The organism is Ancylobacter sp. Lp-2, assembly GCF_020523795.1.
Lineage (GTDB): Bacteria > Pseudomonadota > Alphaproteobacteria > Rhizobiales > Xanthobacteraceae > Ancylobacter.
Genome location: NZ_JAJALI010000001.1, coordinates 962,869 through 987,500, shown reverse-complemented (window position 1 = coordinate 987,500; position 24,632 = coordinate 962,869). Strand labels below are relative to the sequence as shown.

The following is a 24,632-nucleotide window of genomic DNA, read 5'->3' as shown; positions in this document are numbered from 1 at the left end:
CGCTGCATGAAGTCTTCGCGGTACATGTCTGTCTCCTCCTTCGATAGATCAGGCGGCTTGGGGCAATGGCCAGGCTCCGGACTCAAACCGAAATCGTCCGAGAATTAATCGTGTGCATTTTATGCATGCGATTTTAACATGAATAGTGTGCGACTGACGAGAGCCGGTGTCGCCTCCGTTTCCGACACCAGAAGACCGCCGGGATGGAAGCGATCCGGGCAATGAACGACGGGAATGCTCCGGCCCGGGCCGGCGGCGCGGCCATGGCTCACGCCGGCGCCGCGAATTTCGGTGCGCCGCACCGGGGAATCGCGCAGAATGACGCAGGGGCATAAGCCCTGCTGCGTCAGGAGGCGCCGCGATGTTCAGGGCGACGGGATGGGTGCTGGCGGCGGCCGGCGCCGGTAGCGTGCTGGTAGCTGGCGGTGGGCAGGCGGCAGAGAACGGCGTCGGTTTCTATCTGCTCGGCGGGCGCGGCCCGATGGCCGGCTATATTCCACCGCCCGGTGTCTACATCCAGAACGATGTTTATTACTACAGCGGCACCGGCGGCGGCGGGAAGCGCTTCCCGTCCGGCGGCGAGATCATCGCCGATGTCGATGCCACCATCTGGGCTGATTTCGTCACCGGCAGCTGGGTGCTGCCGCAGGACGTGCTCGGCGGCAACCTTGCGCTCGGCGTCATCGTGCCATTCGGGCAGCCGGATGTGACGGCCGACGTGCTGCTGTCGCCGGCGAGCTTCGCGCCCATCGAACGCAGCGTGACCGACAGCGCCTTCCTGTTCGGCGATCCGGTCGCGACGGCGGCACTCGGCTGGCATGACGGCAACTGGCACTGGAACCTCACCGGGCTGCTCAACATTCCGGTCGGCGACTATCGCGAGGGCGCCATCGCGAACCTGTCCTTCAACCGCTGGGCCGGGGATATTTCCGGCGCCGTGACCTGGCTCGACCCGAAAAGCGGCATCGAGCTTTCTGCCACCGCCGGCTTCACCTTCAACGGCACCAACGACGTCACCGACTACACCACCGGCACCGAATTCCATGTCGAATGGGCGGCGACCAAGATGCTCACCAAGGCATTATCCGTGGGTCTCGTCGGCTATTATTACGACCAGGTCACGGGCGACAGCGGCCCCGGCGCGCGCCTTGGCGACTATAAGGGCCAGGTGACCGCGCTGGGCGGCACCATCGCCTATAATTTCGAACTGGCCCACACGCCGATTTCGGCCCGTCTCAAGATCTACCGCGAATTCGATGCGGTAAACCGGCTCGAGGGCACGGCGGGCTATGTCACGGTGGCGTTTCCCTTGTCGACCGCCCGGTAAGAACCCGGCGCAGGCCCCGACCGGCAGGGCAAGGGGCGGCGCAAGCACGTCCCTCGCCCCCTGCCTTCGGGTTCGGCTCAACCGGCCACCGGCGTCGCGGCCAGGGCGGCGATACCGGTCCAGCCATGCCAGCCGACATAAACGCCCACCGCGATCAGCAGGAGGCCGGAGCCGTAGGGTGCCCGGCGGGCGGCGGTGGAAAACCAGCTCCAGCGCCGGGTCGCGTGCTGCACGCTGAGCGCCGCCGCCGCCCCGACCGCCACCAGCGTGATGGCAAGGCCGATGGAGAAGCACAGCACGAGGCCGAAACCCAGGGTGAACTCCTTCAATTGCAGGCAGAGCAGCAGCACGGTGATCGCCGCCGGACAGGGGATCAGGCCGCCGGTGAGGCCGAACAGGATGATCTGCCAGGTGGTCACGTCGCGATCGGCGAAGCGCTTGCGGATGTCGTTGGCGTGCGCGAGCTCGTGCGCATCCTGGTAGCCGTCGGTACCGACCTCCAGGCCACGCAACTCCTCGTGCATGTGGTCGTGGCCCTCGGTCGTCTTGAGGAAGGACACGTCGAAGTCGTGCGAGTGGTTGCCATGGCCGAGCGCCAGGCGAACCATGAAATCGAAGGGTTGGGGGATCGCCTCGACGCTCTCGATATAGCCGCCGCGCTCGGCGAAGGTGAACGTCTGGGCCCGCCCGTCCGGACGTTCGGTGATCAGCTTCACCTCGCCCGCCATCCACGGCTTGCCCCGCTCGGGACGGAAGCGCCAATGCGCGTCGCCATGGCCATGGTCGTGCAGCTCCAGCTTGTGCAGGCCATGGCCGGTATCGATCATCCGCGTCTCGGCGGTCGGATGCACATGGTCGTCATGGCCATGGTCGTGCCCGTGTCCATGCGTGTGGTCATGCGGGTGACCATGGCCGTGATCGTCGCCATGCCCGTGATGACCATGGCCGTGCGCGCTGTAGGCGCTGGCCCGCTGCTGATCCCCATAGGTTCGCCACAGCATCCAGACCGCCATGGCGATGATGATGATCGCCGACGCCAGTTGCAGGTAGGGCTCGAAGGTTTCCGGCGCCACGCCCTGCCACAGATACATGCCGCCGAGCGCGATCCCCCACACCACCATGGTGTGCGAGAGGGTGGCGGCGAGGCCCAGCAGCACCGCCTGCATGACCGTGCCGCGCACCGCCACGATGAAGGCGGCCATCATGGTCTTGGAATGGCCGGGCTCCAGCCCATGGAGGGCCCCGAGCAGGATCGCGCTGGGAATGAACAGCCAGGCGTGCGCGCTGCCTTGCTGCAATAGCTCTGCAAAGGGGGACATGGTGGCCTCAGAGATATTTGATGATGTCCTTGAAATCGTCGAGCGCACCCCGCCGATCCGGCTCCAGCGGCACCACCACCTCGTCGAGGCAATGGTCGAGATGATCCTGGATCAGGGTCTTCTTGGCCTGGCCGATCGCCTTCTCCACCGCGTGCAGCTGCTGGGCGATGTCGAGGCAGGAACGGCCGGTCTCCACCATGTCGATCACCGTGCGCAGATGGCCGTGCGAGCGCTTGAGGCGCTTCACGATCTCGGGATGGCTGTGGTGGAGGTGCGGATGCTGGCTCATGAGATATCCATATCCCCTGGTAGGGGATATTTCCATCCCCCCTGGGAGGTTATTTGCCGCTGCTGTCGCCGGGCGGCGCGAGCCCTTCGGGATCATTCCGGAGCGGGACGGGTGTTCGGGACAATCGACGAGACCGAACTGAACCTGTCAGCCGGCAGCCCGGCCCGGCTGGTCTCAGGCCAGACAAGACTTGGCAGCAGACAAGACTTGGCCGTCGGAGAAGAATTGGGCACATGTACCTGCGAGCACGCGGGCTTCTGCGCGTGTCGCTCATATTTGGCATGCGGACATTCGGCCCGTTGATAGGATGGCGATCCGAATGCGGCGGGGGAATCCACGGTAATGCCGGGGCGTGAAGGACCGGAATCCAGTCTTGTGCGGCAGCATGGGCCGGCCCGATTGGTGCTGCTTGGCCGGGCGCAGGTCCTCGTCCCCACCGGGCCGGCGTTCGTTCTCACCGAGAAGCTGGCCTTGCTGGCGGGATATCTCGCCAGCACGGCGGGACGAAGCCATAGGCGCGCCCGGCTGGCCGGACTGCTCTGGCCCGACCGCGAGGACGATCAGGCGCGCGGCAGCCTGCGCAACGCCTTGTCGCGGCTGCGGGCACTCGGCATCGGCGTGGCGACCGAGGCGGACAGCGTCAGCCTCGGGGAGCACGAATGCGATTTCGAGCACCTCGAACGCGCGGCTTCGTCCGCGACCGAGGTGACAGGCGCCCTCAGATTGTCAGAACCCTTTCTCGAGGGCTTCGATCCGCCCGAGGGCGAGCTTCGCGACTGGCTCTCCTTCGAACGCACGCGGTGTCGCACGCTCGCGCAGCAAGCCCTGACCCTCGCCAGCAACGCCGCCAGCGAGCGCGGCGAGTTGGTGGCGGCGCTCGCCGCCGCCTCGCGGCTGCTGGCTCTCGACCCCTATCGCGAGCAGAGCCACAGGCTGCTGATGCACCTGCATGATGTGGCGGGGGACCGGGCTTCGGCTCTCGCCCAGTATCGAGCCTGCCGCGAGATGCTGCACGACGAACTTGGCGTGGCCCCCTCCGAACAGACCGTGTCGCTGGCACGGCACATCGCGGGCACGCCCGGGACAGGTGGCGACACGGTTCGAGCGCTGCCCAAGGACGCAGCGCCGAAGACAGGCGCATCGATGGAGACGGGACATTTCCGCCTGTCGGTGGCCGTCCTTCCCTTCGAACATGCCGGCAGCGGCCCCGACCACCGCTTTCTGGCCGAGGGCATCGCCGACGACCTCACGACCGCACTCACGCGCCAGCGTGATTTCCTGGTCATCGCTCGTCCCTCCAGCCTGCTGTTCTCGGCCTCGGGCGAGGCGGCGCGCTCCCTGGATGTCCGCTATGTCGTGACCGGCACGCTGCGGGTCGCCGGCGGCCAGGTCAGCGTGGCGGCGCGCCTGATCGACGAGAAGGCCGGGCGGCATTTGTGGGCGGTGCGCCACGAGGGCGCCCTCGACACGTTCTTTTCCCTGCGCGACCGGGTGATCGATGAGCTGGTGACCGGCCTCGATGCGGAAATCCGGCTGGCCGAGCGCGAGCGGGCGGCAGAAGCACCCTCGGCCAGCCTCGGAGCCTGGGAGCTGTTCCATCGCGGGCTCTGGTATGCCTACCGCTTCGAGCCCGCGGAGATCGTACGTGCGCAAGAGTGCTTCGAACGTTCCCTCGACCTCTCCGGCGGCTTCGCGCTGCCCTATGCCGGCCTCGCCTATGTCGAGGTGCTGCGGCTGGCCTTCCTGCTGGAGAAGGACACCGCGGCAGGTGTCGCGAGGGGTTTGGAACATGCGGGCCGGGCCTTCGAGCTGGATCCCTCCTCGCCCTTCATCCTGACGATGCTGGGGCGGCTGCGGGCGTTGTCCGGCGATCTCGCCGGCGGCTTCGACCTGCTCAACCACGCGCGGGAGCGGCATCCGTCCTTCGCCCATGTCTATTACTGCCTCTCCCTCACCCATCACGGGGCGGGAGAGCCGGAGCTGGCGCTGAAAGCCGCCGACATGGCGCTGCGGCTGTCGCCCCGCGATCCGCTGCTGCCGATGTTCCTCACCACAAAGGCGGCCAGCCACTACTTCACCGGGCAATTGGATCGTGCCGAAGCCGAGGCCCGGGCGGCGCTCGCGGTCAAGCGCGGGGACCCCTGGGCTGTCATCGTGCTGGTTCTCGCGGTTGCGGAATCGGGACGTCACGGCGAGGCCCGGGACATGTTGGGTGGCGTCGGCGCCGCGATGCCCGGCCTTCAGCCCCTGCATATCTGGCCGATGATCGCGCGCACCATTCCGGCGGCCGGGCGCGAACGCGTCGCGCGCACGCTTGCCGCACTGGGTGTCCCGGTCGAGGCGGAGACAACGAGCGTGGCGCGCGCGATTTAACGTTCGGCTGACGCTGGGTTCACGACGGCGCATCGCGGCGGTGACGGGGGCGGGCGATGTCGGGGCATGCCGCGATCGATCCGCGATCGCCGCCCTCCGGCCACGATCGGCCCATCTGGACATCTGCCATGAACGACATGACCGCCATCAACGACCATTCCGCGTGGTTTCTCAACGGCTGCGTTTCCATCCGCCTTGCCGCGGCACAGGGGCCGGACAGGATCAGCATCGTCGAGCACCGGATGGCCCATGGCGACGGCCCGCCCCTTCACATCCACCACAATGAGGACGAGATATTCCACGTGTTGGAGGGAACGATCCGCGTCCAGATCGACGGCGTGGACCACGTGCTGCGGGCGGGTGATATCGCCGTCGCCCCCAAGAGGGTCCGCCACGCCTTTCGCGTCGAAAGCCTGTCCGGCGCCCGTTTCCTGACCATCTGTCGCGGTGATGATTTCGAGTCGCTGATCGCGCAGGGAAGCCGGCCGGCTCTTTCAGCCGGCCTTCCGCCGATGCATCGGCCAAGCACGGAGCAGGCGGCAGCCTTCGCCGAGCTGTGCCTCGCCAATCACATAGAACTGGTGGGCCCGCCGCTCGGCTGATCGCCCGGCATTCCCGGCCAAACTGCCATCCGCGCAAAGCGGATGGCAGTCCGCCTCGGCACCAGCGAGAGGGGATATGCCCGCCCCCCTGAAAGGCCCGCGTCGCGCCGGGGAGGCGGGACCCTTCATTGAAGGGCCGTCCATCCGATCCGCACGGACCAACACCCCGCAAGGCCTGCCGCAGCGTTCGCTTGTCGCGAATCGCGGTTAATATTTCCAATGTTGCCCGGCGATCCGCGAAATGCTCATATGTTGAGTATTCACACGACACAGTGCTGATTTCGTCAGCCGCGGCGAATTTCCGGAATGTCGAAGAACTCACGAATCCGACTATTTCCTCCCGCTTTTTCATCCGCATCGGCGGCCGTGAAAAAGGAAGGGACCGGGCCTTCACGCCGCAACCTGCTGCAGGGCGCGGGTCTCGGAGCCATCACGCTGGCCACCGGCCTTGCCGGCGGGTTTGCGCTGCGCGCGAGCGCCGTCAACGGCGCCGCGGACGGTCACGCCGGACATGGCAGCGCGCGCGGAGTGCCGCGCGCTCCATGGGACCGGGCCGCGGCGCTCGCCGAACCGCAGATACGGCGCTCGGAAAACGGCGCGCTGGCCACCGAGTTACGGGCTGCCTATGCCTATAAGGACCTCGGCGGCTATCGGCTGTCGCTGCGGACCTATGAGGGTGGCATTCCCGGACCGACGCTGCGGGTGAAGCCGGGCGACACGCTGCGCATAAGGCTGATCAACGATCTGCCGCCGAACCCGGATTCGATGCCGGACGACATGACGCTGCCGCACCAATTCAACTCCACGAACTTCCATTTTCACGGCGGCCATGTCAGGCCGGACGCGCTCTCCGACAACGTGTTCCGCGTGATGGCGCCCGGCGAGAGCTATGATATTGAGATCGCCATTCCCGCCGACCATACGGCGGGCACCTGCTGGTACCATCCGCACAAGCACGGCAGCGTCGACGTCCAGCTCACCAGCGGCATGGCCGGTGCCCTGATCGTCGAAGGCGACTTCGAGGATATCCCGGAAATCCGCGATGCCCGCGAGCAGGTGCTGATGCTCAACGAGGTGCTGTTCGACCATCGCGGCGCCATCGAAACCTATGACACCTTGTGGCCCGAGGGCGTGCCCCGCTTCCTGTCGGTCAATGGCCAGCGCGAACCGGTGATCCGCCTGCGGCCCGGCGAGGTGCGGCGCTGGCGGATCATCCATGCCGGCCATGAGAACAACCTCAACGTCGCCCTGCAGGACCATGTTCTGAACGTTATCGCCTATGACGGCCTTCGCCGGCCGGATATGGCGCGCGCCAAGGCGGTGCTGATGGCGCCAGGACAGCGCGCCGACGTGCTGCTCCAGGCCGGCAAGCCGGGCACCTACTGGCTGCAGGCGATCGCCAACGATCAGGGCTATCCGTCGCCGACGGGGCCGCTTGCGAAAGTGATCGTCGAGGGCGACCCGGTCGAGATGACGCTTCCCGCCACGCTCGGCGGCAAGGCGCCGTTCGCGACCATCTCGGCGGAGGAAGTGACCAACCGCCGCGAATTGCCGCTCTCCACCATCGAGCCGGAATTCCCGCCGGGCGCCAACTATCAGGAATTCACCTTCCAGATCTGTCGGCAGAGCTTCGATCCCGGGCGGGTCGACCACCGCGTGAAGCTGGGCGCGGTGGAAGAGTGGAAAATCATCAACGAGGACACGTCGGACCACGTGTTCCACATCCACACCAATCCGTTCCAGCTCGTGGCGCTGAACGACGGCCCGGTCGCCCCGGACTGGCGCGACACGGTGATCGTGCCGCGCAAAGGCAGCGTGACCATACGCTCCCGTTTCCTCGACTTCACCGGTCGCTTTGTCCTGCATTGCCACATGATGAACCATGAGGAATTGGGGATGATGCAGATCGTCGAGGTGTTCGACGCGAGCTAGGCCTGTCGATGGAAATCGGCGATCCCGGCATCGCGGCGTCAAGGATTGACGGGGCCAAGAGCGGACATCCGGATGTCTCGTGACGACGCCGGGCGGCGTGCCACGCCGTTGGCCAGGTGGTTGGCGGCGCGGGTTGGCGGTGCGCGGCGCAACACACTCAGCCGAGGCGTGATTGCTCGCGGAACCGGCGCGGCGTGACACCCGTCATCCGGCGGAAGGCGCGGCTGAAATGCGCCGGATCGGTGTAGCCGGAAGCAAAGGCGACGTCGATGATCCTGCAATCGGTATCGCGAAGCAGCCGGCTCGCATGCTCGTACCGGACTGTGCCGAGTATGTCCGAATAGGACAGGCCGACATTAGCGAGCTTGCGCTGAAGCGTCCGCGGGCTGACGCCCGCGATCTCGGCGACGTCGGCCAGCGCCGTGGTTCCCTCGTCGAGATAGGCCGGCAGCATCAGCTTCAGCAGATCGACGATGTCATAGGCGGAAGGGCCGTCCTCATTGTCGTGCGGCGGCGCAAACGAGGCGGCAGAGCGAGAGGGAAGGCCGAGCAGCGTGATCGGCAGGCTGATCCAGGCGGCACGCTGGCCCGACAGAAACCGCACATTCGGCCAGCAGGAGCGTGTCGCCGGGCTCGGCGTGTACGACGATTCAAAGCCGATCGCGGTCGGCATCCAGTCGGGGCCCGCGAATTGCCGGATGATGTGGATCGAGAAAATGTTCTGGATCCATTGAGCGTATTTCAGATGCAGCAGCCCGCCCGTGCCGGCAAGCCGGCTACAGACCCGCACATGATCGGCGTCAGGCTCGATCCACATGCTGAGGATGGTGTCTTCCCGCGATGCCCAATGGCAGGCATGGCGGAGCGCGACGAGCAGCGTAGGCGAGTGCGCGATCAGGGCCCGCGTCTTTTCCCGCATGTGGGAGAAATGCAGGCGCTGCGCGGCGAGAAAGCCGAAATCCTCGATGCCCTGGGTTCTCTGGGCGGTCTCGACGAAGCGCAGCGCCGGCAGCAGCGGCAAATAGAGGTCGCTCTTCTCGACCAGAGACGATGGCAGCCGGGACCGCTCCAGCAGCGTCTCCGTCGGGGCACCGATATCGTCGAGGATGCCGACGAAAGGCAGCAGGAACTGGCCGCGCGTCAAAGGGATATCAGCCATCGGACCTCGCCGCGATCACCGCGTTGACGCGTTTCATAAGGCCGAATCCCAGGGGTTTCGAGGCCGGCGGGCGAGAATAGCCCGTCCTGATTGGCGCGAAATGGCAAGACCGACAAGCGGGGCATGGACGAAAAGCTCACGACGACATTCGCCGGCCGATCGGGCTGCGATCGCGTGCTGCGGCGAGCCGGAGCACTCGCACAGGTGCGGGTATGGCGGGGAAGGCGGGGAACAGGAAGCCATGTCAGCAGCAACGGCGCGCGATCTCGCCATCGGCCTGGTGGCGGCTTTTCTTTGCGGGTCGGCCTCGGCGTCCGATCTGCCGGAGCCTGCCAAGCCGCCGGCTCCCGTCCTCACCTCCACCCCCAGCTTCTCCGTCACAAGCTATATCTGGGCGACGGCCATCGACGGCAGGAGCGCGACACTGCCGCCGCTGCCGGCGGCGGATATCAGCCTGCGCTTTCGCGACGTGCTCAAGGAGCTGAACGGCGCATTCATGGCGTCTGCCGAGATGCGCATCGACCGCTGGAGCGTCCTGGTCGACGGGCAGTTCTCGCAGGTGACGGCCGGTGCCACCTTGCCCGGCCCGTTCTTTTCCGGGCTGAAGCTGCGCTCGCAGAGCACGACCCTGCAGGGCTCCGTCCTCTACCGCGTCCATGAAGACGCCGTCCTTGCGCTCGATGTGGGCGCCGGTGTCCGGTTGTGGAACCTCAACAACAAGCTCGAGATCCTGCCCGGGCTCGCCAATCTCCGCATCGATCACCGTGAATCGCAGATGTGGGCCGATCCGCTCGTCGGCGCGCGGCTCGGCGTGAAGCTCGGCGGCCCGTGGAGCTTGACGGTGGCGGGCGATATCGGCGGGTTCGGCGCCGGCTCGCGCCTGACCTGGCAGGGGCTGGGGAGCATCAACTACGCCTGGAGCGAAAACCTGACGCTGAAAGCCGGCTACCGGGCGCTCCATGTCGATTATCGCGACGGCGACTTCTTGTACGACGTGACACAGCACGGGCCCGCCATCGCGGCGACATACCGGTTCTAACCGGGGCCTTATGAGTTCAAACATGCCGAAAGGAATGGGAATGTCGATGACCGGGACGGTCCAGCGGGCCGCATATGTGTCCCTGATCGCGCTGCTTGCGCTCTGCGGACAGGCCCCGGCGCAGGCGGACGACGCGCAGCCCGCGGTCACCGACCCGCATTTCAAGATCGCGCCGGGCTATCTCAAGCGGTCCGACCTGCCGAACAGCCTCATCCTGCTCGGCCCGCCGCCGGAGGCGAATTCGGCGGCGCTCGCCCGGGACGAGGAAGCCCGCAAGGCTACCATCCCCTTGCGTGATACCGAGCGCTGGAAGCTCGCCCGTACCGACGCCGATCTCGCCTTTCCACAGGCCGCCGACAATTTCTCCTGCGCGATGGGGGTTCGCATCGACAGCGAGCAGACCCCCCGCCTCTACGCCATGATGCAGAAGATGCTGTCGGATTTCGGCCTCTCCACCTATGGCGTGAAGAACAAGTACAACCGGACTCGCCCCTTCGTGGTTCACGACGAAGCGACCTGCCGGGCGGATCAGGAGGCGATCCTGCGTGAGGACGGCTCCTACCCTTCCGGGCACACGGCCGCCGGCTGGGGCTGGGCCCTCGTCTTCGCGCAGATCAATCCCGAACGCGCGGATGCGCTGCTCAAGCGCGGCCTCGAATTCGGCCAGAGCCGGGTGATCTGCAACGCCCATTGGCAGAGCGATGTCGATGCCGGGCGGATCATGGGCGCGGCGACGGTCGCGCGGCTGCAAACCGACCCGACTTTTCTCGCCGACCTCCAAGCGGCGACCGCCGAAGTGAGGGCCGCGAAGGCGAAGGGGGTGCCCTCCGTCGCCGCATGCGCTGCCGAGGCGGCGGCGCTCTCCGGACGGTAACCGGAGCCGGAGCGGCGCGCCCGCAGCAGAGCTTGGTCCTCTTCCGTCTTGCGGACGTCGCCGGGGGCACGGTGGCCGATCATCTGGGCGGCCGTCCGTCGCCTGACGGCGATACTTCTCGGCACGCCGGCGCTTGGCAGGGCCGTCGATGATCGCGTAAAGGCTGATGGTAATTTCCAGTTCCAGGCTCACCGCAGGCGGATAGCGACATCATGTGCACATCCCTGAGCTACCGCGACGCAGTGGGTAAGGTTTATTTCGGCCGGACGCTGGAGCTGACCGTCGATCTTCCCTACCAGATCGTCTGGCTCCCGGCCGGCTTTGCGACGCGCTCGGAAATCGAGGGACATCCGCCGGTCGACTTCCGCGCGCGCCACGGCGCACTCACCGTCACCATGCCGTGCCGCGTGCCCACGGCCGATGCGCCGCTGGGCCTCGACGATTTCAAGGTGCTGGAAGGGCTGAACGAACAGGGTCTGACCTTCAGCCTGCTGTCCTATCCGGCTGCCGCCGGGACGCAACGCGCGCTCACCGCCACACAGGCCGTGCTGTCGGCCTCCGATCTCGGTTCCTGGATTCTCGGGCAGTTCGCCACCGTCGCCGAGGTGAAGGCGGCGCTGGCCGGGCAGCCGATCCTGCTGCAGCCGCTCGCCATTCTCGGCGGGGTGGAATCGCCGTTCCACTACGTGGTGCACGATGCCAGCGGCGCGGCCGTGGTCATCGAGTTCAATCGTGGCGAGATGTCGGTCTATGACAATCCCGTCGGGGTGATGACCAACGGGCCGGAGTTCCCCTGGCACCTGACCAATCTCAACAACTACACCCACCTCACCAATGTCGACGCGCCGACGGCCAGTTTCGGCGGCTACAAGGCGGTGCAGCCGGATTCCGGCATCGCCACCGCCGCGCTGCCGGCCTCCAACACCTCCGTGGGGCGCTTCGTCCGCGCCGCCTTTTTTGCCCACTTCACGGAGAAGGCGGGAACGCCCGACGTGGCCGTGCGCACGCTGGCGCATGTGATGAACAATTTCGACCGCGCCCGTGGGGTCAGCATCGACTATCCGAACGCGGGGGGCGGCCATATGGAAGTCGCCGGCCTGGAGCCGGAGAAGGGCGTCACCTACGCGACCGAGTTCACCTCCTGGACCAGCCTGTCGGACCTCGACCGCAAGCTGTTCTTCATCCGCGACTACCAGAGCCTGAACTTCACTAGCTTCGACCTCGGGGCGCTGGCCTCCCTCACCGTGCCGAAGGTGTTGCCGCTGAAGGCGCTCAATGGCGGCGCGACCGATGCCAGCGAAACGCTCAAGGCCGTTGCCGCCGCGTGACACCTTCCGCGCCGCGGCGGGGCGGCTTGTGGGAAGGCGTGGCCGTCGGCTTGGTTTGCCCGTTCGCGGCTGTTAACACATTGAAAGGGACAGGCGGGGGCCGACGCGACGAATGCCGCTGCGACGCGTTGAATGGGATCGTCTTGCCGGCGTGATCGCGCCGGTGTCCCTGGTGCTTGGCGCCCTGATGCTTGGCGGGTGCGATGCCCGGCTGGCGCCGGCGGTGCCGCTGTTCGGCGCCTATTTCCCCTCCTGGCTGGTCTGCACCGCCGCAGGGGTGATCGGGGCCGTCATCCTGCGCGGCCTGTTCATCCGCATCGGCCTTGACGACGTGCTGCCCTGGCGGCTCGCCGCCTATGCGAGCCTCGCCGCCGCCATCGGCTTCCTGCTCGCCCTTACCGTGTACGGGCGCTGAGCGATGGCAGCCTCCGCCTATTCCCATCGTCGCAGCCTGTTCGGGTCGAGCATTGCCGCGCTGATCATCGTCGGCGCCATCGCCGCCGGCTGGCGCTATCTCGACATGGCGAAGGATCGACCGCTGTCGGAGGACGCCGTCCTCACCGCCAACGTCGTGAACATCGCCTCCACCGTGCCGGGGCGGATCGTCACGCTGGCGGTCGCCGAAAACCAGAAGGTGGCGAAAGGCGACCTGCTCTTCACCGTCGATCCCGAGCCCTACCGCCTCGCCGCCGCTCAGGCACGCGCCGATCTCCGGATCGCCGAGGCGACCCGCGACGGGCAACGCCGCACCATCGCCGCCGAGCAGTCCAATGCCGCCATCGCCGGCGAGCAGATCACCCGCGCCCGCACCAATCTGGCGCTGGCCGAGCAGACGCTCGCCCGGCTGACGCCGCTGCTGCCGAAGGGCTACGTTACGGCGCAACAGGTCGACGATGCCCGCACCGCCCGCGACGATGCCCGCACCAGCCTCGCGCAGGCGGTGAAGCAGGCGGAAGCGGCCGACAGCCTCGTCAGCACGCTCGACACCTCCGAGGCGCTGGTGGAGGCACGGCGGGCCGCGCTGGCCATCGCCGAACGCAGCCTCGCCAACACCGAGGTACGCGCGCCACACGACGGGCGGGTGGTCGGCCTCACCACCGCCACCGGCCAGATCGTCGCCCCCGGCCAGTCGGTCTTCACGCTGATCGACACCAGCGACTGGTATGCCTCGGCCTCGTTCCGCGAGACGGAGCTGCCGGCCATCGCGGTCGGCGACTGCGCCCGCGTCTATGCGCTGGCTGATCGCTCGGTCTCCATCGCCGGCACGGTGCAGGGCGTCAGCTGGGGCGTCATCTCCGAGGATGTCCTCAACCTGCCGCGCGCCCTCCCCTATGTGCCGAAATCGCTGAACTGGGTGCGCATCCAGCAGCGTTTCCCGGTGCGCATCCGACTGATCGACCCGCCGGAAAATCTCATGCGCATCGGCGCTTCGGCGGTCGCCATCGTGCATCATGGCGAGCGCTGCTGATGGCGATGGCAGGCGCCTCGGATGCGCCAGATCGGCCATTGCCGGCGCCGCGCTCGCTGCTCTCGCAGGCCATCGCCGACCTCGCGCCGTTTCCCGGCCGCGCGGCGCTGACATGGCGCATCGCGCTGCTGTGCGCGCTGGTCTCCGCCACGGCGATGCTGTTCCAGACACCGGAAGCGGCGATCAGCTGCTACCTGATCATCTTCCTGATGAAACCGGACGCGGTGCAGAACATCGGCACCGCCATCGGCCTCATCGTGCTGGTGGCGCTGGTCGTGCTCGCCCTGATCCCCATCATCAATGCGACGGTGGAAACGCCGCTGCTGCGCTTGCTCGCCATCGCGCTGGTGTCATTCATCTTCCTGTTCATCGGCGCGGCGAGCCAGCTCGGCGAGATCGGCGGGGTGATCGGGCTCGTCTTCGCCTTCCTGCTCACGCTGGTGAACATGGCGCCGGTCGCCGACGCCGTGACCTTCGGCCTGCGCTACGCCGCCTATATGGCGATGATGCCGATGGCGTGGATGATCGCGTTCAATCTCGTGCTCGGCCTGTCGCCGGTGCGCCTGCTGCGCACCACCCTGCGCGAGCGGCTGGACGCCTGCGCCAACGCCATCGGAAGCGGTGCTCCGGCACGCGATGAGGCGCTCGTCGAGCTTCTGCGCGCCGACAATGCGGCATTGGAAAAACAGGCCGGGTTCGTCGGGCTACTGAACCTCGTGCGACGCCAGAACGCCGCGCAGATCGCCCGCGACGTGCGGGCATCCTACCGGCTCATGCTGGCCATTTCGGGCCTGCCGGACGACCTCGATCCGGCGCGGCGGACGGACCTTCTGGCGGTGCTGCGCACGACCATTGGCGCGCTCGACGCCGGCGAGCAGCCGCCGATGCCGCCGGCGCCGGACATGGCCGCCGGCGCCGCGGAGCGCGAGGCCTTCGCCGCGTTGGCGATCATTGCCGGTGCCCCGGAGGGTGAGGTCGTCGCGGCACCGAAGGCTCCGTTCTTCTTTCCGGACGCCTTCTCCAATCCCGCCTATCAGCGCTTCGCGCTCAAGACCACCGCCGCCGCGGTGATCTGCTATCTCATCTATACCGGCCTCGACTGGTCGGGCATCCACACGGCGATGATCACCTGCTACGTCGCCGCGCTCGGCACGACCGGCGAGACGGTGCACAAGCTCGGCCTGCGCATCCTCGGCTGCCTCATCGGTGCCGCTATGGGGATGGCCGCGATCCTGTTCGTCATGCCGCAGCTGGAGACCATCGGCGGGCTGATGGCGCTGGTGTTCGCCGGCGTGCTGGTCGGCGCCTGGGTCTCGACCGGGCCGGAGCGCATCGCCTATGGCGGGGTGCAGGTCGCGCTCGCCTTCCTGCTCACCGTGCTCCAGGGCTTCGGGCCGGCCACCTCGCTCGATACCGCCTGGGACCGGGTGGTCGGCATCCTGCTCGGCAATGTCGTCATCTACCTGATCTTCACCCACCTCTGGCCGGTGCCGATCGAGAGCGCCGTGCGGGCGCATCTCAAGGCCGCGCTGGCCGGCGTGAAGCGCATCGCCGCTTTCGCCCCGGAGCTGCGCCCGCACGCCGTGCAGGATGCGGCCCGGGTCGGCAGCGAGATCGGCAAGGCCGCCGAGCTGGTGGCGCTCGTCCCCTTCGAGCCGCCGGCCATACGCGCCGCGCCCGAGGTTGACGCCATGCTGCGCGAGACGACGGCGGAGATCGGCCTGCTCGTCCGCGACGTCTATCTCGCCCGCGTCCCGGCCGCCTCCGTGGAGACGTCGCTCGCCCGTCTCGACGCGACGGTGGCGGCATGAGGCGCCTATTGCTCATCGGCGCCTTGCTGGGGCTTGCCGCCTGCGCGCCGAACGCCGCCCATATGGCGTCGCGCAGCGCGGATACACCATGGGCGCCGAACGGCAATGAGGATGGCGTGTGGAGCGCACAAGGCGAACCCGCGCCGCCGCCTCCGGCGACGGCCAGCGGCGCGCCGGATTTCCGCGTGCCCGCCAATCCCGCCCTTGCCGTGCTGCCCTCCGCGCCCGAGCTCGATCCGAAACGCACCTACCGGCTGCCGGAACTCATCGACATCGCCCAGCGCAACAACCCCTCCACGCGCTCCGCATGGGAGCGCGCGCGCGAGGCGGCGCTGGCGGTCGGCATGGTCGAGGCGACCTATCTGCCGCTGATCACCGCCAGCGTCATCGGCGGCCGGCAGAGCGTCGAGCAGCCCTTGCCGATCCCGGTCGGCACCCAGCGCTATTTCGAGACCACGGCGGAGGGCGTGTCCTCCGCCGTTGCGTTGCAATGGCTGGTGTTCGATTTCGGCCAGCGTGCCGCCGTCGCCGACGCGGCGAAACAGGGAGCCGTCGCCGCCAATGTGCTGTTCAACGGCGAGCACCAGAAGCTGATCTTCGACGTCACCCGCAGCTATTACAGCTATGGCGCGGCGGTGACGAATGCGCGCATCGCCCGCGACACACTGCGCAACAGCCTCGCCATTCGCAGCGCCGCGGAGGAGCGGCTCGGCCACGGCCTCGCCACCACGGTGGAGGTGGCGCAAGCACGCCAGCAGGTCGCCCAGTCGGAACTGCGGCGCGTGCAGGCGGAGGGGCACGAGCGCGACGCCTATCAGGTGCTGATCGCTGCGATGGGCGTCAACGCCACGCTGCGCATCCATGTCGGCGATGACGGAAAGCGCCGCCTGCCGGATGCCGGCAACGTACCGCTCGACCAGATGATCAAGCTGGCTCTGTCGCAGCGGCCGGATGTCGTCGCCAGCTATTCGGCGGTGCAGGCCAGCCGGGCCGGCATCAAGGCGGCGGAGGCCGAATACCTACCCAAGGTGTTCATCTCCGGTGCGGTCGCCACCGGGCAGGGAAACTTCAACGCCACCGGCCTGCCGACCATCGGCCAGCAGGCGACCGGATCGGGCGTACTGATCGGCGCCACCGTGCCGCTCTATGACGCCGGGCTACGCGCCGCCCAGCTCAAGCAGGCGCAATCGCGGGCGGCGGCGGCGGAGAGCACCTTCCAGCGCACCCAGACGCTGACCGTCACCGAGATCGGCGCGGCGAACAATGCGCTGCGCACCGCGCTCGAATCCTATCGGGCGGCCACCGCGCTCGCCTCGGCGGCCTCCATCACCTATGACGCCGCGCTGGAGGCCTACCGCAACGGCGTCGGCACGGTGACGGCGGCGACCGCCGCCGATTCCGGGCTGCTGGATGCCCGGCAAGCGCAAGCCGACGCCCATGCCGCCGCTCTGATCGGCGCCGCCAACCTCGCCTTCGTGGTCGGCGCCATGACCTCGCGCGACGTCGTGCCCTGATTGGCGCCTGGGAAGCCAAGCAGCGGCAGGAACCTTCGTGTCAGCCCCGAATCGGGCGCTCACCGGCGCGGCAAAAGCGGACGATGGGTCGCTGGCGGTTCGCGAGCCGCCGCGCAGGGCGCGACGATCTCACGGGTGAACGCGACCTTGATGTCCTACTCCTTGGGGTAATGGCTTCCTCCGCCGAATGCATTGCATCATTACCGACCGGAATGCACACGGGCGATGGCGCGGCCGCAACGCGTGAAGTGTCTTGTGCCGCCGGTTCGAACCTGACGAGCAGGTTATTTGCTGGGGGCGGCGATGGTGAAAATCGAAACAATTCGTGGTCGGTACAAAAAGACCACGCGCCTCACCGTCGAAGGCCGTTCGAGCACTGTATCATTGCTCCCGGGAACGCGGGAATTGCATGCGATGAACGTTCGTGCCCGGCCCCCTGCATCCGGGGTGGTCGCGAACCGCGCTCCGATATGGCACGCCGGCGACCTCGCCGCCGACCTCGCCGCGTCGTGCCCGCCAGCGGTCGGGCGCGGCAGGCTGCTGACCGGCTTGCTGGTTAGCGCCGCCTGGTTTGTCATCCCCGGTCAGGCCGTGGCGCAGGCGACCTGCGAAGCGTCGGGCAGCGGCTATAGCTGTTCCATTCCCGAGGGAAGCTACGCCTCGCCCATTACCGTCACCGAGCCGGGCGATGCCCCTTCCGGTACGGCGCTGACGGTGAACAATGCCGGCACCATCGGCATCGGCGTCGGCACGGCCCCGACATCCTCGGTCGGCGCCTATGCGCTGGGCGCGTCGCTCACCGGCGACAACACGGTCAACAACGGCAACGCCTCCGGCCTGACCGTCGTCAACACCGGGGCGATCACGCTCGGGGACGGCGCGTCGGCCTACTATGACTACGACATCTTCGGCATCTGGGCGCAGCAGGCGGCGAGCGGGCTCGGCAACACCACCGCTGCCGCCGCGGTGTTCAACTATGGCACCATCACCATCGCCCCCTCGTCGGCCATCCAGGTGGTGGAAGCCTTCGGCATCTGGGTGAGCGACCAGGGTGGGGCGACCTTCGGCAATTCCTATGGCGCCTCCGTCTATAATGACGGCGCGATCACCCTGACGGCGATCGGCCAGCAGGGTGCGGCCGGCATCGACGCCTTCTCCACCGGTGCCTATCAGGGCACCGCCGGCGCCGATTCGGGGTTCGGAGGCATCATCTCCGTGATCAACGCGGCGCCGGTGACCGTCGACTGGACCTGGCAGAATGTCGGCAACAATAGCGGCGTCTTCGGCATCCAGGCGATCTCGACCGGCAGCGGCGGGGCGAACGTCGCCGCGTACACGATTGCAAGCGGCGGCGACGGCATCTGGGCCGGACAGTCGCAAATCGTCCTGAACGCTGGCGGCGACGTGACGGTCACGGCGAACGGGACGCCCCGGGATGTCGCGGTTCCCGGCCTTTCGATGCTCAACGCCGTCTCGCCCGGCACCCCATTGCAGGGCGCCGGCCTGTTCGCGGCGACCTTCGGCGGCAATGGCGGGGCGGGCTACGGCAACCAACAAAATGGCGGCGACGGTGCGCAGGGGGCGCGGGCCGGCATCGACATCGTGGATGCGAGCGTCACCACCACCGGCAGCGGGCTGCCCGCCCTCGCACTGCTGGTACAGGCCGGGAGCGGCGGGTATTCCGGCTGCCAGAACTTCAATGACTGCTCTTTCTGGGAGTTCAACAACTACAGCTACGAAAGCAACGGCGGCGCGGGCGGTGACGTCTACACCGACGCCGATAGCGGCATCCAGATCGCCGCACTGACCGCTCCGGTCACCATTTTCACCAATGGCGACAACTCCGCCGGCATTCTGGCGCTGCTGCAGGGCGGCACGGGCGGTAGCGGCGGCGTCATACCGGCCGCCGGTACCGCCGGCGCGGGCGGCGCGGGCGGCAGCGTCTTCGCCACTCTCGACATCGGCCTCACCGGGGCAGGTCAACCGGTGGCCGTGGTAACGCAGGGCACTAATTCTCCGGGCATCTCCGCGTCCAGCCTCGGCGCCAACGGCACCGCCGGCGCCGAAGCGGCCGACAGCCTCGACAGCATCACCGCCGGTGCCGGCGGAGACGGCGGAAATGGCGGCGCCGTCAATGTCCAGCTGACGGGCGCCTCCGTGACCACGCTGCAGGATCAGTCCGTCGGCATCTACGCGCTCTCGCAAGGCGGCGGCGGGGGAGCCGGCGGCCTGGCCGATGGCGGCTCCATCGAACAACATGGCGGCGACGGCGGCGATGGCGGCTCGGCGGGGAACCTGACGGTCACCCTCGATCCCGGTTCGGCGATCACCACCTATGGGCTGTCCTCCTCGGCCATCGTGGCGACCAGCATCAGTGGCGGCGGCGGCGATGGCGGCGACGCGAGCGGCGCGCATGCGCATGCCGGCACCGGCGGCAGTGGCGGGAACGCCGGCAATGTCTCCGTCGCCAATGCTGGCGCGATCACCACGCACGGGGCTTCGGCACGCGGCATCGTCGCGCAGTCGATCGCCGGCTCGGGCGGCGGTGGCGGCTATTCCTACGGTACCTTCAAGAGCACGGGCGGCACCGGCGCGGCGGCGGGCACCACCGGCAGCGTTTCCGTGACCAATAGCGGCACCATCACCACCTATGGATCGAACGCGCATGGCGCGTTGCTGCAATCCATCGGCGGCGGCGGCGGCGCCGGTGGCCAGGCTGGCGGCTCCTTCGACACGATCGGCGGCAGCGCCAGCGACACGCCCCATGAGTCCGATGGCGGCGATGTGCTCTTCACCTCGGACGGCGGCAGCGTCGTCACCGACGGCTTCGGGGCCATCGGCGTGCTCGGCCAGTCGATCGGCGGCGGCGGCGGCGATGGCGGCGGCGCCGCCGGCGGTAATGTTGTCATCGGCGGCAATGGCGGCGCGGGGGGCACCGGCGGGACGGTGACGGCTCACCTCAACTCCGGCACCGAGATCCTCACGCTCGACGATGGCTCGGCCGGTGTGGTCATGCAGTCGATTGGCGGCGGCGGCGGCAATGGCGGCAATGCCAGCGCCGACAGCCTCTTCACGGCGGCGGCGGTCGGCGGCAAGGCCGGCGGTGGCGGCGATGGCGGCGCGGTCACCGTCAATGCAGATGACAGCTCCATCACCACCGCCGGCACCAAGGCGCCCGGCATTCTCGCGCAGTCGATCGGCGGTGGCGGGGGCAATGGCGGCTGGGCAATCTCGACAGCGGTGTCGGCAGGCCTCGGCGTGGCTTCGGCGATTGGTGGTGCCGGCGGCACCGGCGGAGACGCTTCGACGTCGACCGTCACCCTTGCGGGCACCTCGGTGCTGACCGGGCTGCAGATCATGCTGCTGGGCGAGGGCATCCTGCTCGAACAGTCGCACTGCACGGACGCGACCTGCAACATGCTGCCGGTCGACAGCTACGGCATCGTCGTGCAGAGCATCGGCGGCGGCGGCGGCGTAGGTGGTGCCGCGACGGCGCAATCGCTGGTGCTGGCGATCCCGACGCCGAGCGGCGACCAGATCGGGGTGTCCGTGAGCCTCGCAGTGGGCGGTTCGGGCGGCGATGGCGGTGACGGCAGCACGGCGCAGTTCTTCCAGACGCAGGGCAGCACCATCGCCACCTATGGCCAGGGCTCTGCCGGCGTGCTGGCGCAGTCGATCGGCGGCGGCGGTGGCGCGGGCGGCGATTCCTCCGCCAATGCCGCCGTGCTCGGCTATGACGTGCCGGGCGATGCCACCTCGATTGCCGTCACGACGACCGTCTCCATGGGTGGAACCGGCGGCAGCGGCGGGGCGGGCGGCGAGGTGCTGGTGGCGCTTGGCGGCACGCTCGACGGCTCCGGCAATTTCACCGCCGATCCGGCTGGCAGTGCGGCGACCTCCATCACCACCTATGGCGACTATGCCAATGGCATAACGGCGCAGTCGATCGGCGGCGGCGGCGGCGATGCCGGCTTCGGCGCCGGCAATACCCAGTCCTTCGGCACCGGCAGCAGCACATCGATCTCGGTGACGCTGGGCTCACAGGGCGGCGCGGGCGGAGACGGCGGCCAGATCTACGCTTATATCGGCCCCGGCGACGGCATCACCACCTGGGGCTCCGGCTCGGTCGGCCTGCTGGCGCAGTCGATCGGCGGTGGCGGCGGCACCTCGCAAGGCGGCTCGTACAGCCTGGCGCAGACCATCGGCACCGGTCAGAACAGCGCGACGCTGAAGCCGAGCGTGACGGTCAATCTGGGCCTCGGCTCCACCGCCACCGGCGGCAATGGCGGGAACCTCAACATCGACGTCGCGGCGCCGATCTCCACCCATGGCGGCGACGCGGTCGGCGTGCTCGCACAGTCGATTGGCGGCGGCGGTGGAACGGCCGGATCGGCGGGCTCGGACGGCTCGGCCGACAACCCGATCGTCGCCACCAATAACGGCTATGCCGAGCGCGAATTCTCCAGCGAGGTGTCCAACTTCCTGCAGAACGTTTTCCAGGGCGACAACGACGGCAGCAACATTCCCTCCATCGATACGAGCTTCACGCTGTCCATCGGGGGCACGGGCGCGCAGGGCGGCACGGGCGGGAATGTCGAGGTCGCGATATCGGCGCCGATCACCACCAGCGGCGACTGGGCGAGCGGCGTGGTCGCGCAGTCCATCGGCGGCGGCGGCGGCAAGGGCGGCACGGCGGCGGCGACCGGCACCGGCGGCCTTCCCGAGATCACCATCAATGCCACCGTCGCGCTCGGCGGCAGCGGCGGCTCGGGCAATGATGCCCACGAGGTGTTCATCGACCTGCAACAGGGCGACGCCATCATCCAGACCGCCGGCTATGCCGCGAGCGGCATCGTCGCGCAAAGCGTCGGTGGCGGTGGCGGCATGGCCGGCGACGGTTCGGACAGCGCGACGGGTCTCGTGACGCTCGGCCAGGACGAGGGCGGGAACGCCGGCAGCGGCGGTGCCGGCGGCCCGGTGCAGTTCGAATATGGCGACAGCAACGGCTCGACCGTGGCCACCACCGGCGTCGCGGCCGATGCCATCATCCTGCAATCGGTGGGCGGCGGCGGCGGCATCGGCGGCGCGGGCAGCAGCCTGTTCGGCGGCCTCACGCAGCAAGGCACCCAGTGGGAGCTGACCGCCGGCGGCAATTCCGGCTCCGGCGGCGATGGTAGGACGGTGCTGGTGCAGCAGGGCGAAACCAACGCCATACTGAACGTTTCCACCACCGGCGCCTATTCGATCGGCCTGCTGGCGCAGTCGATCGGCGGCGGCGGCGGCCTGATCAGCGTCCAGCCGACCGCCGAAACCGTGACCGCCAATCTCGGCGGCGACATGTCGAGCGGCGATGGCGGCGCCGTCACGATCGACGCCAGCAACGTCAATCTCAGCACGCAGGGCGTCGCCGCGCACGGCATCGTCGCGCAATCGATCGGCGGCGGCGGCGGCTATATCCGCATCGCCGACACCGGCACCACCACGGCGGCGGCGGCGGCCTCGCTGACCACGACGTGGGACGCCTCCGATTCGAACAGCCTCCTCCAGGGAACCGGAAGCGGCGGCGCCGTGACCATCACGCAGATCGGCGGCAGCGTCACCGCCACCGGCGCCGGGACGGTCGGCATCCTCGCGCAGTCGCTCGGCGGCGGCGGCGGCATTCTGGTGAGCGACGGCTCGATCTTCGCCGGCTCGGCGGCGGCAACCTCGGGTATCTGCGTGGACTCCTGCACCGGCGGCGGCGATGTCACCGTCATCGCCAATGGCACGGTCTCGGCCACCGGCACCAACGGCATCGGCATCTTCGCGCAGAGTCAGGGCACGCCGGGCTACAACGGAACCGTCGCCGTCACCGTCGACGCCACCGTGACGGGCGGCAGCGGCACCGCCGCCACCGCCTCGCAATCTGGCGCCGCCGGCGTCTGGATCGACGGCGGCAACTCCAGCAACACCGTCACCGTCGCCTCCGGCGCCGCCCTTGCCACCGGGCTCGGCACCAGCGGGACGGCGATCCTGCAAACCGGCGACGGCGTCGCCACCGTCAACAATTCCGGCACGGTCACCGGCGCCGCTTATCTCAATGGCGGCGTGTTCAACAATAGCGGCACCCACAACACCGGCAGTATCAATGACGGCGACGTTGCCAATGACGGGGTGCTGAACATCGGCCTGTCCGACGAGATCCGCGCCACCCGTGTCACCGGCGACTTCGTGCAGACCGCCAACGGCCAGCTCGGCGTCACCATCCATTCGCTCGCCGGCTCCGCCGACAGCCTGAACATCGATGGCTCGGCCTCCATCGCCGGCGTCATCGTGCCAACCGCGATCAGCCTGCTGCCCGGGACGGTACCGGTGGTGACCGCCACCAGCTTGACCTCCTCGGCGCAGGCGCAGGATTCGCTGCTGTTCGACTGGGATGCCGAGCAGCGTGGCAACACGCTGACGCTGACGCCGCATTCGGACTTCACACCGGCCGGCGTTTCGCTCAACCGCAGCCAGTTCTCGCTCGCCAACTATTTCACCCGCGCCTGGGACAATGCCGACACCGCCTTCGCCACCCAGTTCGCCGACATGTCGGGGATCGACACCGCCACCGGCTACACGGCGATGCTGAACCAGCTGTCCGGCCAGGACATCCAGGCGCAATCGCTGGCGCTGGCCAACTCCGCCGGGTCGATACTGGGCGCCTCGATGAGCTGCCCGGTCTTCGTCAGCAATGGCGTGCTGCTCGGCGAAGACAATTGCAGCTGGGCCGCCATCTCCGGCCGCTGGACCGATCAGGACACCACTCGCGACATCCAGGGCTACGAGGTCGACACCACCAGCTACCGCATCGGCGCCCAGCACGAGATCGCGCCGGAATGGTATCTCGGCGGCTCCTTCGCCTATGGCGACACCTCGTCGTCGACGGACAACGGCTCGTGGGGCGACGGCTACACGCTGGATGGCTCGGTGGCGCTGAAGCATGTGAAGGGGCCGTGGTTCTTCGCCGGCTCACTGGCGCTGGCCTACGGCTCCTACGATTCCTACCGCCAGATCACCCTCCCCTTCGCCTCCGAGACGCTGAAGAGCGATCCCAGCGTCTTCCTCGCCGGCGCCCGGTTGCGCGCCGGCTACGAATTTACCTTCGACGACTGGTATGTGCGCCCCTATGCCGATGCCGATCTGGTCTACACCGACCAGCCCGGCGTGACGGAAACCGGCACCTCGATCTACGCGCTCAATGTCGAGGACAGCAGCAAGACCAGCGTGGCGCTGTCCTTGATGATGGAAGTCGGCGGACGCGTCACCCTGGATTCCGGCATGACGCTCAGGCCCTATGCCACCGTGGGCGTAAGCTATCTGCCCGACAATACGCACACTTTCGAGAGCAGCTTCGTCAACGCCACCACCGACAACGGTACCTTCAGCACCTATGTCGACACACCCGAAGTGCTGGGACGGATCGACCTCGGCGTGCAGCTCTACCATGCCAATGGCTTCGAGATGCGGTTCGGCTATGCGGCCGATTTCGGCGATTCCTATCTCAGCCAGACTGCCAGCGCCCGGCTGGCCTATCACTTCTGATCGAACCGTCGAGACCCAGACGATCACCGGC

Annotated in this window: 15 protein-coding genes; 12 read left to right on the top strand and 3 right to left on the bottom strand. The window is 68.1% G+C overall.

Features of this window, described 5'->3' with window-relative positions; translation table 11 throughout:
- Positions 1–361: 361 nt before the first annotated feature.
- Positions 362–1,327, top strand: a complete 966-nt coding sequence (locus LGR54_RS04640) for a transporter (RefSeq protein WP_230360754.1) — start codon at positions 362–364, stop codon at positions 1,325–1,327.
- 77 nt (positions 1,328–1,404) lie between these two features.
- Here LGR54_RS04640 and LGR54_RS04635 read toward each other — a convergent pair whose 3' ends face one another.
- Together LGR54_RS04635 and LGR54_RS04630 are read right to left on the bottom strand one after the other, a co-directional pair.
- Entirely contained in the window at positions 1,405–2,646 is a 1,242-nt protein-coding gene (locus LGR54_RS04635) for a nickel/cobalt efflux transporter (RefSeq protein ID WP_230360753.1), read from the bottom strand.
- A 7-nt stretch (positions 2,647–2,653) separates the two neighbouring features.
- The gene (locus LGR54_RS04630) at positions 2,654–2,935 is read right to left on the bottom strand and encodes a metal-sensing transcriptional repressor (RefSeq protein ID WP_230360752.1); all 282 of its coding nucleotides are present in this window, start codon (positions 2,933–2,935) and stop codon (positions 2,654–2,656) included.
- 402 nt (positions 2,936–3,337) lie between these two features.
- Between LGR54_RS04630 and LGR54_RS04625 the strand changes: the two genes are divergently transcribed.
- The 3 genes from LGR54_RS04625 (at position 3,338) to LGR54_RS04615 (ending at position 7,842) form a co-directional block, all read left to right on the top strand.
- On the top strand, positions 3,338–5,308 hold the full coding sequence (locus LGR54_RS04625; RefSeq protein ID WP_230360812.1) for a BTAD domain-containing putative transcriptional regulator: 1,971 nt from the start codon (positions 3,338–3,340) through the stop codon (positions 5,306–5,308).
- Positions 5,309–5,436: 128 nt separating this feature from the next.
- Positions 5,437–5,910, top strand: coding sequence for a cupin domain-containing protein (locus LGR54_RS04620; protein WP_230360751.1), 474 nt, complete (start codon positions 5,437–5,439; stop codon positions 5,908–5,910).
- 366 nt (positions 5,911–6,276) lie between these two features.
- Positions 6,277–7,842 carry a multicopper oxidase family protein gene (locus LGR54_RS04615; RefSeq protein ID WP_230360750.1) on the top strand — a complete coding sequence of 522 codons (1,566 nt, stop codon included), beginning with the start codon at positions 6,277–6,279 and terminating at the stop codon, positions 7,840–7,842.
- Between the two features lie 157 nt (positions 7,843–7,999).
- Here LGR54_RS04615 and LGR54_RS04610 read toward each other — a convergent pair whose 3' ends face one another.
- On the bottom strand, positions 8,000–9,001 hold the full coding sequence (locus LGR54_RS04610) for an AraC family transcriptional regulator (RefSeq protein ID WP_230360749.1): 1,002 nt from the start codon (positions 8,999–9,001) through the stop codon (positions 8,000–8,002).
- A gap of 241 nt (positions 9,002–9,242) precedes the next feature.
- Between LGR54_RS04610 and LGR54_RS04605 the strand changes: the two genes are divergently transcribed.
- The 8 genes from LGR54_RS04605 (at position 9,243) to LGR54_RS04570 (ending at position 24,601) form a co-directional block, all read left to right on the top strand.
- On the top strand, positions 9,243–10,040 hold the full coding sequence (locus LGR54_RS04605) for an outer membrane protein (protein ID WP_230360748.1): 798 nt from the start codon (positions 9,243–9,245) through the stop codon (positions 10,038–10,040).
- A gap of 46 nt (positions 10,041–10,086) precedes the next feature.
- Positions 10,087–10,914, top strand: a complete 828-nt coding sequence (locus LGR54_RS04600; RefSeq protein WP_230360747.1) for a phosphatase PAP2 family protein — start codon at positions 10,087–10,089, stop codon at positions 10,912–10,914.
- Between the two features lie 212 nt (positions 10,915–11,126).
- Complete coding sequence (locus tag LGR54_RS04595; RefSeq protein ID WP_230360746.1) at positions 11,127–12,242, top strand: linear amide C-N hydrolase; 1,116 nt, start codon at positions 11,127–11,129, stop codon at positions 12,240–12,242.
- A 112-nt stretch (positions 12,243–12,354) separates the two neighbouring features.
- A complete protein-coding gene (locus LGR54_RS04590) occupies positions 12,355–12,657 on the top strand; it encodes a YtcA family lipoprotein (RefSeq protein ID WP_230360745.1) in 303 nt (100 codons plus the stop codon).
- 3 nt (positions 12,658–12,660) lie between these two features.
- Positions 12,661–13,710 (top strand): multidrug transporter subunit MdtN, encoded by a 1,050-nt coding sequence (mdtN, locus tag LGR54_RS04585; RefSeq protein WP_230360744.1) that lies wholly within the window; start codon positions 12,661–12,663, stop codon positions 13,708–13,710.
- Entirely contained in the window at positions 13,710–15,521 is a 1,812-nt protein-coding gene (locus tag LGR54_RS04580) for an FUSC family protein (RefSeq protein WP_230360743.1), read from the top strand. Before mdtN ends, LGR54_RS04580 begins: the two co-directional genes overlap by 1 nt.
- Complete coding sequence (locus LGR54_RS04575; protein WP_230360742.1) at positions 15,518–17,035, top strand: TolC family protein; 1,518 nt, start codon at positions 15,518–15,520, stop codon at positions 17,033–17,035. The genes LGR54_RS04580 and LGR54_RS04575 overlap by 4 nt, the downstream gene beginning before the upstream one ends.
- Positions 17,036–17,449: 414 nt before the next feature.
- Positions 17,450–24,601, top strand: coding sequence for an autotransporter outer membrane beta-barrel domain-containing protein (locus tag LGR54_RS04570; RefSeq protein ID WP_230360741.1), 7,152 nt, complete (start codon positions 17,450–17,452; stop codon positions 24,599–24,601).
- The last annotated feature ends 31 nt before the right edge of the window (positions 24,602–24,632 follow it).

Coding starts and splice junctions, on each gene's coding strand:
- LGR54_RS04640 (WP_230360754.1), top strand. CDS start 362: ATGTTCAGGGCGACGGGATGGGTGCTGGCGGCGGCCGGCGCCGGTAGC.
- LGR54_RS04635 (WP_230360753.1), bottom strand. CDS start 2,646: ATGTCCCCCTTTGCAGAGCTATTGCAGCAAGGCAGCGCGCACGCCTGG.
- LGR54_RS04630 (WP_230360752.1), bottom strand. CDS start 2,935: ATGAGCCAGCATCCGCACCTCCACCACAGCCATCCCGAGATCGTGAAG.
- LGR54_RS04620 (WP_230360751.1), top strand. CDS start 5,437: ATGAACGACATGACCGCCATCAACGACCATTCCGCGTGGTTTCTCAAC.
- LGR54_RS04610 (WP_230360749.1), bottom strand. CDS start 9,001: ATGGCTGATATCCCTTTGACGCGCGGCCAGTTCCTGCTGCCTTTCGTC.
- LGR54_RS04605 (WP_230360748.1), top strand. CDS start 9,243: ATGTCAGCAGCAACGGCGCGCGATCTCGCCATCGGCCTGGTGGCGGCT.
- LGR54_RS04600 (WP_230360747.1), top strand. CDS start 10,087: ATGACCGGGACGGTCCAGCGGGCCGCATATGTGTCCCTGATCGCGCTG.
- LGR54_RS04595 (WP_230360746.1), top strand. CDS start 11,127: ATGTGCACATCCCTGAGCTACCGCGACGCAGTGGGTAAGGTTTATTTC.
- LGR54_RS04590 (WP_230360745.1), top strand. CDS start 12,355: ATGCCGCTGCGACGCGTTGAATGGGATCGTCTTGCCGGCGTGATCGCG.
- mdtN (WP_230360744.1), top strand. CDS start 12,661: ATGGCAGCCTCCGCCTATTCCCATCGTCGCAGCCTGTTCGGGTCGAGC.
- LGR54_RS04580 (WP_230360743.1), top strand. CDS start 13,710: ATGGCGATGGCAGGCGCCTCGGATGCGCCAGATCGGCCATTGCCGGCG.
- LGR54_RS04575 (WP_230360742.1), top strand. CDS start 15,518: ATGAGGCGCCTATTGCTCATCGGCGCCTTGCTGGGGCTTGCCGCCTGC.
- LGR54_RS04570 (WP_230360741.1), top strand. CDS start 17,450: ATGAACGTTCGTGCCCGGCCCCCTGCATCCGGGGTGGTCGCGAACCGC.